The organism is Acidaminococcus sp. (genome assembly GCF_050873445.1).
Lineage (GTDB): Bacteria > Bacillota > Negativicutes > Acidaminococcales > Acidaminococcaceae > Acidaminococcus.
On the sequence record NZ_JBNMIU010000052.1, the window covers coordinates 1 to 14,956 of the forward strand.

The window sequence follows — 14,956 nt, forward strand, 5'->3', positions numbered from 1 at the left end:
CCCTCCTTTCGGTCCATGATTCCCGGCCATTATTCTCTGTACATTTCAGCAACCGCTTCTTCCACCGTCCGCACCTGGACGACGGTCACGTTTTTCGGTTCTTTTCCATTGGGGAAGCTGCCCCTGGGAACCACGAACCGGTGAAAACCCAGCTGTACCGCCTCTCTGATCCGGCGATCCACCAGCCCAACCCGGCGCAGTTCCCCGGTCAGTCCCACTTCACCGATGGCCAGCACGCCCATGGGCACAGCCCGGTTCCGGTAACTGGATACCAGGGCACCCAATATGGCCAGGTCGGCTGCCGGTTCTTTCACCTTCATACCGCCTACGGCCGCCACATAGGCATCCTGATCCCCGAAGTTCATGCCGCAGCGCTTTTCCAGCACCGCCAGCAGCATGTTCACCCGGTTAAAATCCACCCCCACCACAGTCCTGCGAGGCAGGCCAAAAGGAGTATGGGCCACCAGGGCCTGGATTTCCGTCAAAATAGGCCTATTCCCTTCCATGACAGCCGTAATCACCGACCCGGGTACCGGAGACTCCTTTGCCTCCAGGAACAATCCGGAAGGATTGGCCACTTCTTTCAGACCGGCCTCCTCCATGGAAAAGATTCCGCATTCACTGGTGGAACCGAACCGGTTCTTCAGGGCCCGCAATACCCGATAGGTGTAGGACCGGTCTCCTTCGAACTGGAGCACCACATCCACCATATGCTCCAGCAGCCGGGGCCCGGCGATATTCCCTTCCTTGGTCACGTGGCCGATGATGATCACCGCAATGCCCGTTTCCTTGGCAAAGGTCAGCAGCTTGGCGGTACATTCCCGTACCTGCCCCACGCTGCCCGCCGCTGTTTCCAGTTCCTGGTTGTACATGGTCTGGATGGAGTCGATCACCAGCAATCTGGGCATCACCTGGCGTGCCTGGACCAGGATGGTCCCCAGTTCTGTAGCGGTCATGATCTGGAGGGCATCCGTGGCTTCACCCAGCCGTTCAGCTCGCATGGCAGTCTGGGCTTCACTTTCTTCGCCCGACACATACAGCACTTTGGCGCCCCGGTCCGCTGCCTTCATGGAAACGTCCAGGGTAATGGTGCTTTTGCCGATGCCCGGCGCCCCGCCCAGCAGGATCAGGGAACCCGGTACGATGCCGCCCCCCAGCACCCGGTCGAATTCATGGATACCCGTGGAAAGCCGATGCACCTGCACCTTGTTGACCTGACGCAGGGTCTTAGGCGTGGGCGCCTCCGTCACAGCCAGATAGCTGGGGCGCTGGCGGGTGGGTCCTGCAGGAGCCGCCACCTCCTCCACCAACGTGTCCCACTGGCCGCATTCCGGGCACTTGCCCAGCCATTTGGCTGTGGAATATCCGCAGTTCTGGCATACATAACGGGTCTGGGTCTTCTTTGCCACTTACTCCTCCTCCTGAAGCAGTTGGAATGCATTGCGGATCAGCTGTTCCTTATTTTTTTCACTGATATGGTCCCCCAGCACCTGGAGGAAGTAATCCATAAGCTTGGCCTCCCGCAGAGTCACCAGTTTATGTGTGAGCAGCGCATGGACCAGCTGCCCGGAGGATGTGTTCTCCTGGGCGGCCGGCAGGGCCGGGTGGGCTGCTGCAGCACCGTTTGGCTGCGGATGCAGCCGGATGATCCGGATAAAGCCTCCGTTTCCCCGTTTGGATTCTACTTCATAGCCTCGTTCCGGAGTAAACCGTGTCGTCAGCGTATACGTAATCTGGCTGGGAGCGCAGGAAAGTTTCTCCGCCAGCTGGCTCCGTTTGACACTCACTGCGTCCCGTTCGTTGGCAAACAGTTCGCTGATAATGAATTCTTCGATTGCATCTGCGATATTTCGCATGATGAAACACCTCCCTTGGGAAAGGCAGGATTTCCCATGCTCTATTATATTTGACTTTTTGACGTTTAGCAAGTAAAAAAATGAAGGTGTGAAAAATACCGTCCGATCATCCGGAAAAAGCTGATACCAGCAGTATCTCCTCCATCACCTTTTTTGTAGATCAGCACCATCATCAGCAGGATTGCTGCAATCACGCCTTCAATACTCATATGCAGTAAAGTAACACATAAGAATTTCATAGACAGCAGCCCTCTATTCCCTCAAATATTGACTTCTGCAAAAACACCTGCTATATTATTATTCAAATAGTTGCTGATACATTATCACCGGATAAATGTACTTATTAGGCATTCAAAAATTAACCGTAGGTACGGCGCAGTAATGCGTTATAAGGTTAATTTTTGGATGCCTTTTGTTTTTACAAGGAGGGCAAAATGGATATTAAACTTTATAGTGAATTACCAAGAGAGGCATACGAAATTAGGCAGAAAGTTTTTGTAGAGGAACAAGGTTTTCAAAACGAATTTGACGAAACGGATAAAATTTCAAAGCATTTGGTTTTGTATGACACGGGAATTCCGGTAGCAACTTGTCGTTTTTTTCAATCCTCATATAGGAAATATACTATTGGGCGTATCGCTGTAATCAAACAATATCGTAGTCAAAATATTGGCTCGTATCTATTGACTTTGGCAGAAAACGAAATAAGGCAAATTGGTGGAACACAAATTTATTTACATGCACAGAATAGAGCCAGAAAATTTTATGAAAAATATGGATACTCTTGTTTCGGAGAAATAGATTTTGACGAAAGCTGTCCGCATATATGGATGTGTAAAGATATTGGAGAGAACCAATGAATATTTTATATTATATCGCTCCGTTAATTTTAGTTGTTTTTTCAAATACGATGTATCACCTCATTAGCAAGAATACGCCAGCAACAGTCAATCCTTTTGCTGCATTAGTAGCTACCTATGGAAGCGCATTGGTAGGAAGTATTATATTACTACTTATTACTAAAAAGACGAGCATATACGAAGAAATGTCAAACCTCAAAATAGCAAATTATATAATGGGACTAATCATTATTGGGGTTGAAGGAGGCTATATGCTCATGTACAAAAATGGGTGGGAAATAAGCAAAGGTTCACTCATTGCCAACATTTTTATTGCAATTATTTTAATATTTATGGGGGCAGTATTTTTTCAAGAGGAGCTGCATTTTACAAAAATGATAGGAATCGCTGTATGTTTAATCGGGATTGCTTTGGCTAATGTCGGATAAAACGACCTTTCAGAAATAGCAAAACCAGCCGAGCCAGTCAACGGTCAAGATGACCCGGTTCCGCAGCGACTATTTCGAACAGGTGCTGGGAAAAGGATCTGCGCAATATCAAACAGACAAGAAAAAAGGCTGCGAAAAAGTAAACTCCTCAAAAACACGAAAAAAGGACTTCCGATTCTTGTGAGCCGAAAGTCCTTTTTTTGTTTTCATGGGGCCATGATTTCACAGCTTCTTTATCTGTTTCTCTCCTTCATCGCCCGGTCGATGTCCCGTTTAGCGGCTCTGGCAGCCATATCCTGGCGCTTGTCGTAGAGTTTCTTACCGGTGGCCAGTGCCAGTTTGCATTTCACCAGCCCATGGCTGAAATACAGCTGCAGGGGAACCAGGGTATACCCTTTTTCTTTGGTCTTGCCGATCAGCTTCTGGATTTCCCGTTTGTGCATCAAAAGTTTCCGGTCCCGCAGAGGATCCACGTTGAACCGGTTGCCGTGCTCATAGGGGCTGATGTGCAGATTATAGATATACACCTCCGCCGTCTTGGTCACGGCCGCATAGGAATCCTTCAAATTGGCCTTGCCCGCCCGCAGGGATTTCACTTCCGTACCGGTAAGCACGATGCCGGCTTCATAGGTCTCGTGAATATTATAGTCATGCCTTGCTTTGCGATTCTCTGCTGCGATTTTCACTGTTTTTTCCATGTTTCCGGTCCCTTCTTCTCCGCCGGCGGCGGTTATTCTTCCTGGTATTGCTGCCGCCCCGGGCTCCGGTACCCTCCGGTACCAGCTGGCTCAGGCCGCCTTCCTGTTTCTTCGGCGTCCCGACGGCGTTCTGTTCCCTGTCCTTCCTGCTCTTGCTGTGATGCCGGTTCCGGCTTTTCCTGGAGCTTTCGTGAGCCCTGCGTCCGGTGGTATCATGCCGCAGTTTCCCGGTGGCAATGCCGCTCTTGGTTTTCTTCTGGCGGCCCAGTTCCCGGCGCATGGCATCGGCATCTTCCCTGGAAAGCCCTGCCAGTACAAAGTCGATTTTCCGTTCTTCCACATCCACTGACAGAACCTGGATCTTCACCTGGTCACCCAGACGGTACCGGTGGCCCAGATGCTGGCCGATCAGGGCGTACTGGCCCTCGATGTAATCATAGTAATCGTCGGTAAGGCTGGAAACGTGCACCAAACCTTCCACCCCGTTATCCAGTTCCACAAAGAACCCGAAAGAGGAGACCCCCGAAATGGTACCGGTAAATTCCTGCCCCACGAACTGGAGCATATATTCCGCCATCTTCAAATCCACGGTCTGCCGTTCAGCGTCAATAGCCGCCCGTTCCCGGACGGAACAGTGGGAAGCGATCAGGCTCAGCCGCTGGGTCCGTTCTTCCGCTTCCTGTCTGCTCAGCCGTTCGCCATCCAGCTGACGCCGCAGCAGGCGGTGCACCATCAGGTCCGGATACCGGCGGATGGGGGAAGTAAAATGGGTATAGAAGTGAGCGGCCAGCCCAAAATGGCCGATATTCTCCGTCTGATACACAGCCTGGCGCATACTCCGCAGCGCCACCGTAGAAATCAGTTTCTCCTCCGGTTTTCCGGCCACCTTGTCCAGAGCCCGCTGCAGATCCTTGGGCCGCATCTTTTCTTCCACTTTCAGGGTGACCCCGAACAGGCTCATGAGCTTGGCCAGATTCTGAATCTTTTCCGGATCCGGCAGGTCATGGACCCGGTAGATAAAGGGCCGCTTGTGCCTGGCCATAAAACCGGCTACCGTTTCGTTGGCGGCCAGCATGAATTCCTCGATCATCATCTCGGCCACGGAGCGTTCCCTCTTCACGATGGCCACCGGATGCTTCTGGTCATCCAGCAGCACTTTCTGTTCCGGCAGTTCAAAGTTGATGGCACCCCGGCGCTGCCGTTTCTTGTTCAGCACTTTCTGCAGGTCGGCCATGTCTTCCAGCATGGGTACGATGTCCGCATATTTTTCCCGCAGGGCTTCGTCCTGATCCACCAAAATACTCCGCACATCCGGATAGTTCATCCGGTGATGGTTATTGATCACGCTGGGAGAAATGGTAAAGGAGATGGTCCGTCCGGTCTTGCCGTCGATGAGCATTTCGCAGGCCATGGTCAGCCGGTCTTCCCCTTCGTTCAGGCTGCAGATGCCGTTGCTCAGCTCTACCGGCAGCATGGGCAGCACCCGGTCCACCAGGTACACGCTGGTGCCCCGTTCGTAGGCCTCCTGATCCAGGGCGGAATGGGGCTGCACATAATAGCTTACGTCGGCGATATAAACCCCTAGGAAGTAGTTGTCCCCCTGCTTCTCCACGTACACGGCATCGTCTAGGTCCTTGGAATCCACCCCGTCGATGGTGATGATGTTCCATTTTCGCCGGTCCAGCCGGGACTGCAGCTCCTTCTTTTTGATTTTCTGTTCCACTTTTTCCGCGGCGTTCTGGACAGCATCCGGGAATTTGGTGGGCAGGTCATTATCCTTGATGATGGACAGGATTTCCAGACCGATGTCCCCGGGTTTGCCCAGGATTTCCACAATCCTGCCTTCGGCATTCCGCCGTTCGTCCGGCCAGGTGGTAATCTCCACCACCACTTTTTCCTTATCCTTCGCTCCGTTAAAATCTTTCCGGCGCACGTAGATATCCCGTCCTACCCGTTTGTTATCTGGGATCACGAAGGCAAATTCTCCGGCCTTGCTGAAAGTCCCCACCAGCTTGGTATGGGCCCGTTTCAAAATCCGGATGACCTTTCCTTCCCTCCGGTCGTCATAGCCTTTTTCCATGACCCGGGCAATAACCGTATCTCCGTCCATGGCTCCGGTCAGGCTGCTGGCCGGGATGAACAGATCGCCTTCTTCCGTCTTTTCTGCCGGGATCACAAAGCCAAAGCCCTTGCTGGTAATCTGGATGCGGCCCACCACCAGCCCCATGGCAGCCGGCAGCCCGTAGGTATTGTACCGGGTCTTGATCAGGGTACCGTTATCTTCCAGTTCCTTCAGTTCCAGCCAGAACAGCTTCAGATCCGCCCCTTCCAGCTGCAAAGCCTTCAAAATGGGCTCTGCCGCCAGAGGAGCCGCCGCATGCTCCTTCACATACCCCAGGATCCGTTCTTGCATTTCAATATTGGTCATGATCTCTCCTCATACATCAGCTTCCCGTCTGCTTCGGCAGCGATGGTGCCGTCCTCCCGGACCACCTGTCCCGTCATTTCCAGCAGCTGTCCTTTCCTCCGTTTCACTTTCGTAATAACCCGGATCCGTTCCCCGATGCGCACCGGCTGCCGAAAGCGCACTTCCAGCCGGGCTGTGTAAGCTACTCTGTGTTCGTACATATAGGGATAATTGCCCATGGTCTCGTCCAGCAGGGTGGAAATCAGTCCCCCGTGCATCCGACCGTCATAGCTCTGGTGCACCGGCTGGGGCACGAAACTGGTATAGCAGCCGTCCTCATCGGTGCGAAAATGAAGATGCAGTCCCACAGGATTATCCCTGCCGCAGCCAAAGCACATGGTATCTCTCGTTCGTTCCATATTTTTCCTATTCCTCCAAAAAGGCCTCTATGGCAGCATAAATGGCCTGCCGGCCTGTAAATAATGTCATCACATGGCGGGCATCCGGCACCCACAGCAGCTTCTTGTGCTCTGAGGCCACCTGGTCCGCAATATACTGAGCGCTTTCCGGCCGCACTGTATGGTCCGTGCGGCTCTGGATGATCAAGACAGGCTGTCTGACTTTGGGAATTTCCTGCTTTTTCACCAGACGCAGCAGTTTTACCAGCTGGTGTACCCCGGCAATGGGCATGCACCGGTAGGCTGCATTGTAGCACTCCGGCGCATCGATTCTTCGGGGAGACTTGGGAATGGCCCAGTAAGGCAGCCGGTCCGCCAGCCACAGGAAATGCACACGCCAGTCGTACAGGTAGATGGGAGTACTCAAGACCACCAGTTTGTCCACCGGCAGTTCCGCTCCGGCGTACAGTGTCAGCAGGCCGCCCATGGACATCCCGATCACCATGACTGTCCCACAGCTCCGGCGCAGCCCCAGCACTGCCTGGCGTACCTGCTCCAGCCATTCTTCCGCCCGGACCTTCAGCAGATTCCGGGGATCGGTGCCATGACCTGCCAGCAGGATTCCTTCCACGGTGTACCCTTTGCGGTGGAGCTGCTCTCCCAGTTCCCGCAGTTCCGAGGGGCTGCCGGTGAAACCATGGATCAGCAGTACACCCTTTCCATTGGTTCCCTGCCAGACATAGGGTTCCGCCCCAGGCATGATTTCCGTGTTCATCCGCACCCCTCCCCTCATTGTAAAAGCAGCGGCTGATCCTGTCCACCGCCCAGCCGGTTATAGCAAAAATGGCATTACCCTCCAAGGCAATGCCACTGTGCATGTGTGAACGTTCTTCAGTTGATTACTGCAACCGGGCGATAACCACGTTGATTACAGCAAAAGCAATGCCCAGCACCACCGTAAACCGGGACAGAGCTTCATCCATGTCGGTGGGTTTGCCGCCGAACAGGGTCTCACCGCCGCCCATGCCTGCAAAGCCAGAGCTCTTACCGGATTGCAGCAGGATGGAAAGGCCCATCAGGATGCTCACAATCACATCAAGAACCATCAATATATCTAAAGCCACAGGTATTCCCTCCATCTATCAGATTTTATTATTATAGACCATACAGAGGTATTTTGTCCAGAGTCTGCAAACCGTAGTATAATTCACGGTGGCCACGCAATGGTCGCCGTGTTTTCTTCCATTGTATACCATACTTTCCACCAAATTTTTGCCGTTCGTTTGCCGTCTGCCGGTCCTGTGATGGATCACTTGCAATGAAAAATAAAATCGTTCGCAGCTAAATGTTGAGGGTCGATTTTTTCACCTCTCGAATAATTTCATCTACTTTTTCCTGGCGATCCACATAGTACTTTTCCTCAGCTGCTTTCCTGGCCGCTATGGCATCCTCAATGCGCTCGTAGTATCCCAGATGGATTTTTTGGCGATTTACCATTATGTAGGCAAAATATTTTTTTGCTCTTTTATTAAAACTTACACCAGTGTGACCGGTAGTGGAATTTTTATTGACCTTTTTCCCAATGTACTTGATGGTCAGCCTATGTTTATGGACCGCATCTAGGACCTCACGTCCAAATGCACGTACTGCTTTTTGTTTGTCGGTGGGATTGTCGACATGGTGGCACCCGCAAGATGTTGATAGCCCTCTATACAACTGCACCAAAAAGACATTTCTCACTCGCCCGCAGTCGCACTGACAACGGACTTTCCTGGTCTTATAGTCAGGCGGCTCCAGCACAGTCCAGTAACCATACCTATCTCCCACACGGACCGGTATCCGATGCTTGCTCTCTATCCGGAGAGCCTTGTAGGCTGCCACTGGATCCGGCTCATCGATGACCCAGTGACGGTTGCTGTCTTTATGGCCTTTAATGCGCCCTTTACGCAGCTGGACGTTGACGGCCGTCCTCGTAACACCCAGGAGCTGGGCAAGTTCGTCAGATGTCATGGTCGTCGTCGGCCATCCTTTCCAGCTCCTTGATAATGAGCCTTTCTGCCCACTTGGGAGGGTTGTGCGTACCCCCCTCCCAGTCCTTGATTGTCCTGAGCCCTATCCCAAAGTGATCTGACATCGCTTGTTGTGTAAGCCCGGCTTTATGCCGTGCTTCTCTAATTGTGGTCATTTCTTCTTCACCGTTTATTTCTCGTAAGTAGCTAGCTCTTTGCAAAGAGCATCAACTTCTTCGTTTGTGAGATCGTACTCTTTTTTCAGTTGGTCACGGTCAGCAGCGCTCCGACCGTTTCTTACATAGAGGTCAGCGGCCGCTTTTGCAATGACGTCATTGTTAACGTTTGCCCGGTCATCAACCGTATAGACAAGGTTGTACTCCGGGTCGGCATTATCTTTTGCATAATCTACCAGGTAGTCAACATTGTCAACCCTGTAGGCGTCCAACACTTCATTGTATTTTTCCTTTGCAAGACCATCTTCAAAAAAGTCTTCTGCAAAATCTTCTCCGGTGCTCACGCTGTACATGTTAATGTCCAGAATCTTTTCTGCGTCATAAAATCTTGCCATTTTTCATTTCCTCCTTGTTTCTCCGGGGTTCCTTCCTCCCCCCTTGCTTGATTATATTATAGTGCGAATTTCGCACTTTGTCAACAGGGATTTAGGATTTTTTTCTTCCGGCCCATAAAGCCGTTCCATCCCCGCTTTGGTCACCAGCCAGATCCGGCCGGCTTTCCGTGCTTCCTCTTCGGTGAATCGGGGCAGGGCTCCTTTATACCCCGTGCAGGACTGCTGGACGGTTCTGGCGTTAAGCCCCCATTTCTCGGCAGCCTCTGCTGCCGTCATTACCTCTTCCAAAGCACACCGATCATTTCCTTTGCCCATAGCACCACCACACCTCCTGTAATAGCTGCTTTCACCATTTCTTTGTCCCAGTTTAAAATACACACCAGGAAAATCACTGCCACTGTCCACAACAAGTATCTCATTGCTATACGCTCCTCTCTATGATAAAATGGGAGCAGGTGGGGCTGTTGCCCCAACCCGCTTGCCTTGTTAGCGTTTTTCCTTTGGCTGGGTTTTACGCTTTCGAGGCTTTTTCTTTTTCCGGTGGTTGTACCAGAAGAAGAAAATCTGAATCAGGATTCCGATTATCCACTTCCAATCTTCCTTATCCAATGGTATCACCTCCTTACAATTATATTATACTCGTTTAACCGTGTATTGTCAAGGATTTTTTATAATAAAATATGCTTGACTTACGTAGCCCAAAAATATATAATAATTCCGGGCTACAGAAAGAGAGGTGATTACATGAGCCCTAAAATAGGTAGACCAACTGATAATCCCAAGTCAAAACCGATTCATGTACGATTGGATTTTGAATGCGAACGAATTTTAGAAGCGTATTGTTTGCAGGAAAACATACCACGCGCAGAAGGTATTCGTAGAGGAATAAAAAAGTTGGGAACAGACATAAAAAAAATAAGATAACCACCTTCCCTGGAAAAGATAGTGGTTATCTTATCAATCACTGAGACTACGTCTCGTGAAATATTATATCATAGGACGTAGTCTTTTTCAAAAGAAGGGAAAAGACTAATCATGAATAATTCACAAGCGTTAACCCTAGATAGCCGTGAGGTAGCAAAAATGTTGCCCAAACGGCATGACCATTTAATGCGGGACATCTCCACTTATATGCAGTATCTTAACGCCCCCAAAATTGGGGCGGTTGATTTCTTCCAAGAATCTACCTATAAAGATTCAAAGGGAGAAGTCAGAAAATGTTACCTTATCACGAAGAAGGGCTGTGAATTCATCGCCCATAAGATGACTGGGAAGAAAGGTGCTCTGTTCACGGCCACGTATATCAATCGCTTCCATGAAATGGAAGCAGCATTGAAGAAGCCGATGCCTGTACCCCAGACCACGCAATTGAAACGGCTCACTTGGCATGGAAGCTTCGTCATGACTTCTACCCAGCTCCAGGAGCTGACCGGAGTCAACCGTTCGGTGCTGAAGGCAAGGGCAGATTCAGAAGGATTAAGATACTTTTTCTTAGTCACTGAAGAAGTTAAAGCTTTTATAGAGCAGAATCATCTCCCAAAATGCATTTACCGGATAATCGTTTACCCACAGGAGACTGTCCTCCATCTTCTCAAGCTGACAGGGCTTTATAAAACATTGAAGCCCCGGTTCGATGAGTACTTCCTTCTTAACGACTGGGCAGCCCTTCCCGTTGAGCACAATGTGAGCTGTGATTCTCCTGCCATCCGGGCATCAGTGGAGTTTTTAAGTGAGAAAAGCCTCACGATGAATGGGATTTTAAAGCAGCTGCCGGATTACAAAAGGAAGCCTTCCGAGCATGAGGCTGTCATTAATCTCGCTCAAGAGATAGGCGTTTCCATTTTTTCTGAACTTTGTAAGCTGAAAGAAAAAGTCCACAGTCTCAAGTAATAAAAAAGCCCGTAAAGCCAGATATTTTCTGGCTCTACGGGCTTTTCTATTTATTCAGCTTTTGATGCTTCAGACGGTTCCGCCGTGCTTCCGGCCAGGACCACCTTCATCATATACAGACCTACTTTGATGATCAGCGGCAGGACCACGCTGTCACGGACTTTACACCATCCGGTTTCTGCAGCAGCTTGCTCCTGGATTTTACCCACAAAGGTATTCGCCAGCTCTTCAATGATGGGAAAACCGTCAGAAGTCAGGCTGGATACCAGCTGATCCTTCAGACCAGCGACCACGCCGTCAAGGTTCATCGCATCCTCCATGCTGTCTCTAAAATCAGTCCATTTGCTCATAATGATCCTCCTAATTTAAATCAAGATACCACTCATTCAAATCTACGTTAACTCCCCCGATATTCTGGCTGTCGCTGTACTGCCACCCGGCCAGTACATTGTCAGGATAGTCGTCCTTGAAATCACAGCGCTTGCTGTACTGTGCCACCCAGTATGGCACGTAGTCGCCCAGGGCAGACACATCGATAGCGTCTTCCAGGTTGGAAAGGCTGGCATAGATCCCGCAAGGGATGCCGGCGGCGTTGATCGCATTCACAAATGCGGAGCACACTCCCGTTGGATCATCTGCGTTCAGGCACTCCGGGGACTCAAAATCAAACCACACGCCCATGGGCGGGATGCGTTTGCCCAAAAGATAGAGCACTTCATTGGCTTCTGCTGCCGCTTCTTCCGGTGTAGACGCATGGCTGAAGCAGTATACGCCCCATTTCAGTCCACGCTTTTCCGCTTCCGCCACATGGCCCCACCAGGTTTCTTCAATCTCAACACCTTCGGTGATCTTGACAATCACACCACGGACTCCGGCCTGTTTAACCAGATCATAGTCAATGTCTTTCTGCCAGTAACTGACATCAATTACCTTTACCACTATTTTTCACCTCCTTTCCCCGTTTTGACAGTCCCGCCGATATACCCCAGCAGGCCGGTCACAATGCTCATAGCCAGGTTATCCAGGCCATAAAAAATAGCCACTATCAGACTGGCTGACAGGGCTATGATGACCAGGATGTTTTCCAGGTCGATTTTCTCAAATTCAAACATCAGTCGTTCCTCCCTTGCGGTACAGCGTGTGGGAGAGTCGTAAACTGCAGATATGTCTGTGTCACGATGTCGTTTCCTCCCAGGCCGTGATAGGCCAGGTACATTTTATTGACTGCTTCTGCTTTATGATGCGGCACCCAGCCAATCGACAGGTAGTGATCCATCACATCGATTAAGCGGTCCCGGAGCATTGCGACGACTCCATCCACCAGCGCTTCGTGTTTTCTGGCCCTTTCAAGGCGTTCCGCTTCTCCAGCAGCCTGGAGCGCCTTGAACTTCCAAATCAGCACCCCGCTCAGGATTGAGGACAGGCTTGGCAAAAAGATTGATACCCAGTCCATGGATCAGCCTTCTTTCTTGGAGTCATCCCCCTCTGCAGCAGACTCACTTTGATGGTTGATACAGGTGGTATTCGGGCAGTCCCCTTTATCGTCCAGGGCCGTGCCACAGTACGTGCAGCGCTTTTTCAGTTTAAAAAATGCCATTTTAACCAACCTCCTCTACAGCAGCTTTATAAGCTTCAGCAAATTCTTTATACTCTGCCTGGATACTTGCCACTGCATCCGCATTCCCGGACAGCTGTGCGGCCTGCAGGCTGTCCAGCAGTTCTGCTCTTCCGCTTTCGTACTCTGTTTTCAGAGCCGTCTTTTGGGCTGCTTTCTTCTCTTCATCGGTGGGTTCAGGCGCTACATAAGCGATGGGCTTTCCATCAGTCCCTCTGATCATACCGGACAGGTAGGCATTATAATCCGCAGCCGTGATAGGCTCGATGATAGCGGCATCAGTAAAGAGTTCTTGCGCCTGCGTTTTGAGATCTGCCAGCTTGTCGGCATCCTTTGCCGGGTCAAAGTCGCAGATCAGGGAGCCCACACGTTTGCCGTTATTATCAAAGCCGGCAATGTAATAGGCAACGTTAGTATTACTCATGATAATCTCTCCTTATATAATAGATTGGAGTTGATACAAGTGAGAAAGCCCAATGGATATGGGTCCGTCAAGCATTTAAGTGGCAACCGGCGGAGACCGTTTGTCTTTGTAATTTCGCACGAGGGGCATCAGCGCCCGATAGAGTACTTTGTAACACAAGTCGAGGCAGAAGTATTTGCCGCCGATTACAATCAGATTCACAATCGTTCCTCCCTTCCCGGCCACAAGCCGACATTTGCAGAGATGTATACAAGATGGCTGGCCGCTCATACTGCTGATACAGAGCCATCTCAAAGTACTCTGGACGGCTACGCCAACGCTTATAAGCACTGCAGCAGTATTACCCAGGAGTCCATGGGGACTCTGAAGTACAAGGATTACCAGTCCATCCTGGACCGGATGAGGCGGGCCGGGCTTAGCTACTCAGCCCTGAAAAAAGTCCGGAGCCTGATCAGCCTGGTCGAAAAATATGCTCTCCAGACAGAAGCCGTCGCAAAGGCATATGCTCCGCTATTGAGGATTGGTAAGAATCATCCCGTCCGCCCCCATCACTGCTTTACCCGACAGCGGATAAACCGGCTTTGGAAAGCTGTAGATCAACCCGGCGTAGATACCGTACTGATCCTGCTCTACACAGGCATGAGATGTGGAGAGATGCTTGCCATCCGTAAGAAGGATGTGAATCTCAGACAAGGAACCATAAGGATCACTCACTCCAAGACCCAGGCAGGTATCCGTACCATACCTATCCATCACCGTATCCTGCCGCTCATCACTGCCAGGATGCAACAGCCCGGTGATACCCTTATAGCAGATATCACCGGCCGGGCGTACACCTACGGCAGGTACAGCACTGTATGGGATAAGGTGATGGGGCTTATCGGTGGTAACCACACTACCCACGACTGCCGCCACACCGTAGCCACGCTCCTGGACAACGCCGGCGCCAATGAGACAGCAAAGCGTCGTATCCTGGGACACGCTGGAGGTGATATAACAGAGCGGGTGTACACTCATAAAGGACTAAGGCAGCTCCGGAAATGCATTGAACTGCTGCCGTAACATGCTACTAGCGTGTTACTAGTACCCGGCAGATCCGCCCGAAGAAGCTGAGCTGATGCATACGGCGCTTGTTACTGGTGATACTGGATTATCTGCCTGATGATAAAGCATCCATCGAGTCCTTGTGTTTTGTGGCAATCTGCAGGTAAACAGTGGGGAGAAAGTAAAGCCCCATCAGGCTACTGTGCCATAGCACAATTGCCAATTTCTTGCCGTGTATTAGTTGCAATTGGTATTGGCTCGAACACTGCTTCCGATGCTAACTACTCAAAAACCGTTATGAGACTGTCAGATTTAGATACAAATCAGCAAATTTTCTTCCGGACAAGCACTGAATCATCTCCTACGGTTTTCTATGTTTTAGCTGGGTTCCAATAAACAGTGGGGATCTAATACCACCAACACCAGTGGGAATTGCGTTATTGTTCTTCCCATTCATGCACAAACCATAAATGGTGTAGTCAGTGATGGTGGGAGCAATCCTGTATATTACTCTTTTTACGTGCCCAGTTTAACCATCTATGGGCGCAATAGCACTGGGGGCACTTCTTCAAATTCCTGGTTTCGCTGGATTGCTATCTGCAGGTAGACGCAGGCACAGTGGGGAAAGCCTGATAAAGGCGAATCTAGATATACAATACTATTCCCTATTTCATTCAGTACAGTTTACCAATTACTAGCCAGCACCGATGCTCCACCTGATGCCCCATTTGATTTAATCGGAACTTGTGAAATTCA

Annotated in this window: 23 protein-coding genes; 4 read left to right on the forward strand and 19 right to left on the reverse strand. The window is 50.6% G+C overall.

Annotated elements, in window-relative coordinates:
- Positions 1–29: 29 nt before the first annotated feature.
- The 3 genes from radA to ACR0QW_RS08880 form a co-directional block, all read right to left on the reverse strand.
- Positions 30–1,409: a DNA repair protein RadA gene (gene radA, locus ACR0QW_RS08870; protein WP_432643336.1), complete on the reverse strand. Its 1,380-nt coding sequence runs from the start codon at positions 1,407–1,409 to the stop codon at positions 30–32.
- Positions 1,410–1,856 (reverse strand): CtsR family transcriptional regulator, encoded by a 447-nt coding sequence (locus ACR0QW_RS08875; protein ID WP_432643337.1) that lies wholly within the window; start codon positions 1,854–1,856, stop codon positions 1,410–1,412. It abuts the gene before it with no gap.
- Positions 1,857–1,921: 65 nt separating this feature from the next.
- The gene (locus tag ACR0QW_RS08880) at positions 1,922–2,095 is read right to left on the reverse strand and encodes a hypothetical protein (protein ID WP_432643338.1); all 174 of its coding nucleotides are present in this window, start codon (positions 2,093–2,095) and stop codon (positions 1,922–1,924) included.
- A 195-nt stretch (positions 2,096–2,290) separates the two neighbouring features.
- On the opposite strand from ACR0QW_RS08880, the gene ACR0QW_RS08885 reads away from it, so the two are divergent.
- Both ACR0QW_RS08885 and ACR0QW_RS08890 read left to right on the forward strand, forming a co-directional pair.
- The gene (locus ACR0QW_RS08885; RefSeq protein ID WP_432643339.1) at positions 2,291–2,716 is read left to right on the forward strand and encodes a GNAT family N-acetyltransferase; all 426 of its coding nucleotides are present in this window, start codon (positions 2,291–2,293) and stop codon (positions 2,714–2,716) included.
- Complete coding sequence (locus ACR0QW_RS08890) at positions 2,713–3,144, forward strand: EamA family transporter (protein WP_432643340.1); 432 nt, start codon at positions 2,713–2,715, stop codon at positions 3,142–3,144. The genes ACR0QW_RS08885 and ACR0QW_RS08890 overlap by 4 nt, the downstream gene beginning before the upstream one ends.
- Before the next feature lie 233 nt (positions 3,145–3,377).
- Here ACR0QW_RS08890 and smpB read toward each other — a convergent pair whose 3' ends face one another.
- The 9 genes from smpB to ACR0QW_RS08935 all read right to left on the reverse strand — a co-directional run bounded on the left by smpB (position 3,378) and on the right by ACR0QW_RS08935 (position 9,836).
- Positions 3,378–3,842: an SsrA-binding protein SmpB gene (gene smpB / locus ACR0QW_RS08895; protein ID WP_432643341.1), complete on the reverse strand. Its 465-nt coding sequence runs from the start codon at positions 3,840–3,842 to the stop codon at positions 3,378–3,380.
- Positions 3,793–6,270 (reverse strand): ribonuclease R, encoded by a 2,478-nt coding sequence (rnr, locus tag ACR0QW_RS08900; protein ID WP_432643342.1) that lies wholly within the window; start codon positions 6,268–6,270, stop codon positions 3,793–3,795. The genes smpB and rnr overlap by 50 nt, the downstream gene beginning before the upstream one ends.
- Entirely contained in the window at positions 6,267–6,668 is a 402-nt protein-coding gene (locus ACR0QW_RS08905; RefSeq protein WP_432643343.1) for a PaaI family thioesterase, read from the reverse strand. The genes rnr and ACR0QW_RS08905 overlap by 4 nt, the downstream gene beginning before the upstream one ends.
- Before the next feature lie 7 nt (positions 6,669–6,675).
- Positions 6,676–7,422: an alpha/beta hydrolase gene (locus ACR0QW_RS08910; protein ID WP_432643344.1), complete on the reverse strand. Its 747-nt coding sequence runs from the start codon at positions 7,420–7,422 to the stop codon at positions 6,676–6,678.
- A gap of 124 nt (positions 7,423–7,546) precedes the next feature.
- On the reverse strand, positions 7,547–7,771 hold the full coding sequence (gene secG, locus ACR0QW_RS08915; protein WP_432643345.1) for a preprotein translocase subunit SecG: 225 nt from the start codon (positions 7,769–7,771) through the stop codon (positions 7,547–7,549).
- 217 nt (positions 7,772–7,988) lie between these two features.
- The gene (locus ACR0QW_RS08920; protein WP_432643346.1) at positions 7,989–8,657 is read right to left on the reverse strand and encodes a helix-turn-helix domain-containing protein; all 669 of its coding nucleotides are present in this window, start codon (positions 8,655–8,657) and stop codon (positions 7,989–7,991) included.
- A gap of 189 nt (positions 8,658–8,846) precedes the next feature.
- Complete coding sequence (locus tag ACR0QW_RS08925) at positions 8,847–9,227, reverse strand: hypothetical protein (protein ID WP_432643347.1); 381 nt, start codon at positions 9,225–9,227, stop codon at positions 8,847–8,849.
- 51 nt (positions 9,228–9,278) lie between these two features.
- A complete protein-coding gene (locus ACR0QW_RS08930) occupies positions 9,279–9,542 on the reverse strand; it encodes a helix-turn-helix domain-containing protein (RefSeq protein WP_432643348.1) in 264 nt (87 codons plus the stop codon).
- A 171-nt stretch (positions 9,543–9,713) separates the two neighbouring features.
- On the reverse strand, positions 9,714–9,836 hold the full coding sequence (locus tag ACR0QW_RS08935; protein WP_432643349.1) for a hypothetical protein: 123 nt from the start codon (positions 9,834–9,836) through the stop codon (positions 9,714–9,716).
- A gap of 426 nt (positions 9,837–10,262) precedes the next feature.
- Here ACR0QW_RS08935 and ACR0QW_RS08940 point away from each other — a divergent pair, with 426 nt between their 5' ends.
- Positions 10,263–11,117 (forward strand): Rha family transcriptional regulator, encoded by an 855-nt coding sequence (locus ACR0QW_RS08940; RefSeq protein WP_432643350.1) that lies wholly within the window; start codon positions 10,263–10,265, stop codon positions 11,115–11,117.
- Between the two features lie 50 nt (positions 11,118–11,167).
- Here the strand turns inward: ACR0QW_RS08940 and ACR0QW_RS08945 are convergent, their stop codons facing one another.
- From ACR0QW_RS08945 to ACR0QW_RS08975, 7 genes are all read right to left on the reverse strand, one after another.
- The gene (locus ACR0QW_RS08945; RefSeq protein WP_432643351.1) at positions 11,168–11,467 is read right to left on the reverse strand and encodes a hypothetical protein; all 300 of its coding nucleotides are present in this window, start codon (positions 11,465–11,467) and stop codon (positions 11,168–11,170) included.
- 10 nt (positions 11,468–11,477) lie between these two features.
- A complete protein-coding gene (locus ACR0QW_RS08950; protein ID WP_432643352.1) occupies positions 11,478–12,056 on the reverse strand; it encodes a GH25 family lysozyme in 579 nt (192 codons plus the stop codon).
- Positions 12,056–12,229, reverse strand: a complete 174-nt coding sequence (locus tag ACR0QW_RS08955) for a hypothetical protein (protein WP_432643353.1) — start codon at positions 12,227–12,229, stop codon at positions 12,056–12,058. Before ACR0QW_RS08955 ends, ACR0QW_RS08950 begins: the two co-directional genes overlap by 1 nt.
- Complete coding sequence (locus ACR0QW_RS08960) at positions 12,229–12,570, reverse strand: hypothetical protein (RefSeq protein WP_432643354.1); 342 nt, start codon at positions 12,568–12,570, stop codon at positions 12,229–12,231. The genes ACR0QW_RS08955 and ACR0QW_RS08960 overlap by 1 nt, the downstream gene beginning before the upstream one ends.
- Positions 12,571–12,573: 3 nt before the next feature.
- Positions 12,574–12,714 carry a hypothetical protein gene (locus ACR0QW_RS08965; RefSeq protein WP_432643355.1) on the reverse strand — a complete coding sequence of 47 codons (141 nt, stop codon included), beginning with the start codon at positions 12,712–12,714 and terminating at the stop codon, positions 12,574–12,576.
- A 1-nt stretch (position 12,715) separates the two neighbouring features.
- Positions 12,716–13,156: a hypothetical protein gene (locus ACR0QW_RS08970; RefSeq protein WP_432643356.1), complete on the reverse strand. Its 441-nt coding sequence runs from the start codon at positions 13,154–13,156 to the stop codon at positions 12,716–12,718.
- Positions 13,157–13,231: 75 nt separating this feature from the next.
- Positions 13,232–13,357 (reverse strand): hypothetical protein, encoded by a 126-nt coding sequence (locus ACR0QW_RS08975; RefSeq protein WP_432643357.1) that lies wholly within the window; start codon positions 13,355–13,357, stop codon positions 13,232–13,234.
- A gap of 42 nt (positions 13,358–13,399) precedes the next feature.
- Here ACR0QW_RS08975 and ACR0QW_RS08980 point away from each other — a divergent pair, with 42 nt between their 5' ends.
- Entirely contained in the window at positions 13,400–14,218 is an 819-nt protein-coding gene (locus ACR0QW_RS08980) for a tyrosine-type recombinase/integrase (RefSeq protein WP_432643358.1), read from the forward strand.
- Positions 14,219–14,956 lie beyond the last annotated feature (738 nt).

What these genes read in the sequence shown, in the direction of transcription:
- ACR0QW_RS08875 (WP_432643337.1), bottom strand. Translation starts at nt 1,856, where the DNA reads ATGCGAAATATCGCAGATGCAATCGAAGAATTCATTATCAGCGAACTG.
- ACR0QW_RS08880 (WP_432643338.1), bottom strand. Translation starts at nt 2,095, where the DNA reads ATGAAATTCTTATGTGTTACTTTACTGCATATGAGTATTGAAGGCGTG.
- ACR0QW_RS08885 (WP_432643339.1), top strand. Translation starts at nt 2,291, where the DNA reads ATGGATATTAAACTTTATAGTGAATTACCAAGAGAGGCATACGAAATT.
- ACR0QW_RS08890 (WP_432643340.1), top strand. Translation starts at nt 2,713, where the DNA reads ATGAATATTTTATATTATATCGCTCCGTTAATTTTAGTTGTTTTTTCA.
- smpB (WP_432643341.1), bottom strand. Translation starts at nt 3,842, where the DNA reads ATGGAAAAAACAGTGAAAATCGCAGCAGAGAATCGCAAAGCAAGGCAT.
- rnr (WP_432643342.1), bottom strand. Translation starts at nt 6,270, where the DNA reads ATGACCAATATTGAAATGCAAGAACGGATCCTGGGGTATGTGAAGGAG.
- ACR0QW_RS08905 (WP_432643343.1), bottom strand. Translation starts at nt 6,668, where the DNA reads ATGGAACGAACGAGAGATACCATGTGCTTTGGCTGCGGCAGGGATAAT.
- ACR0QW_RS08910 (WP_432643344.1), bottom strand. Translation starts at nt 7,422, where the DNA reads ATGAACACGGAAATCATGCCTGGGGCGGAACCCTATGTCTGGCAGGGA.
- ACR0QW_RS08920 (WP_432643346.1), bottom strand. Translation starts at nt 8,657, where the DNA reads ATGACATCTGACGAACTTGCCCAGCTCCTGGGTGTTACGAGGACGGCC.
- ACR0QW_RS08925 (WP_432643347.1), bottom strand. Translation starts at nt 9,227, where the DNA reads ATGGCAAGATTTTATGACGCAGAAAAGATTCTGGACATTAACATGTAC.
- ACR0QW_RS08930 (WP_432643348.1), bottom strand. Translation starts at nt 9,542, where the DNA reads ATGGGCAAAGGAAATGATCGGTGTGCTTTGGAAGAGGTAATGACGGCA.
- ACR0QW_RS08940 (WP_432643350.1), top strand. Translation starts at nt 10,263, where the DNA reads ATGAATAATTCACAAGCGTTAACCCTAGATAGCCGTGAGGTAGCAAAA.
- ACR0QW_RS08945 (WP_432643351.1), bottom strand. Translation starts at nt 11,467, where the DNA reads ATGAGCAAATGGACTGATTTTAGAGACAGCATGGAGGATGCGATGAAC.
- ACR0QW_RS08955 (WP_432643353.1), bottom strand. Translation starts at nt 12,229, where the DNA reads ATGTTTGAATTTGAGAAAATCGACCTGGAAAACATCCTGGTCATCATA.
- ACR0QW_RS08960 (WP_432643354.1), bottom strand. Translation starts at nt 12,570, where the DNA reads ATGGACTGGGTATCAATCTTTTTGCCAAGCCTGTCCTCAATCCTGAGC.
- ACR0QW_RS08965 (WP_432643355.1), bottom strand. Translation starts at nt 12,714, where the DNA reads ATGGCATTTTTTAAACTGAAAAAGCGCTGCACGTACTGTGGCACGGCC.
- ACR0QW_RS08970 (WP_432643356.1), bottom strand. Translation starts at nt 13,156, where the DNA reads ATGAGTAATACTAACGTTGCCTATTACATTGCCGGCTTTGATAATAAC.
- ACR0QW_RS08980 (WP_432643358.1), top strand. Translation starts at nt 13,400, where the DNA reads ATGTATACAAGATGGCTGGCCGCTCATACTGCTGATACAGAGCCATCT.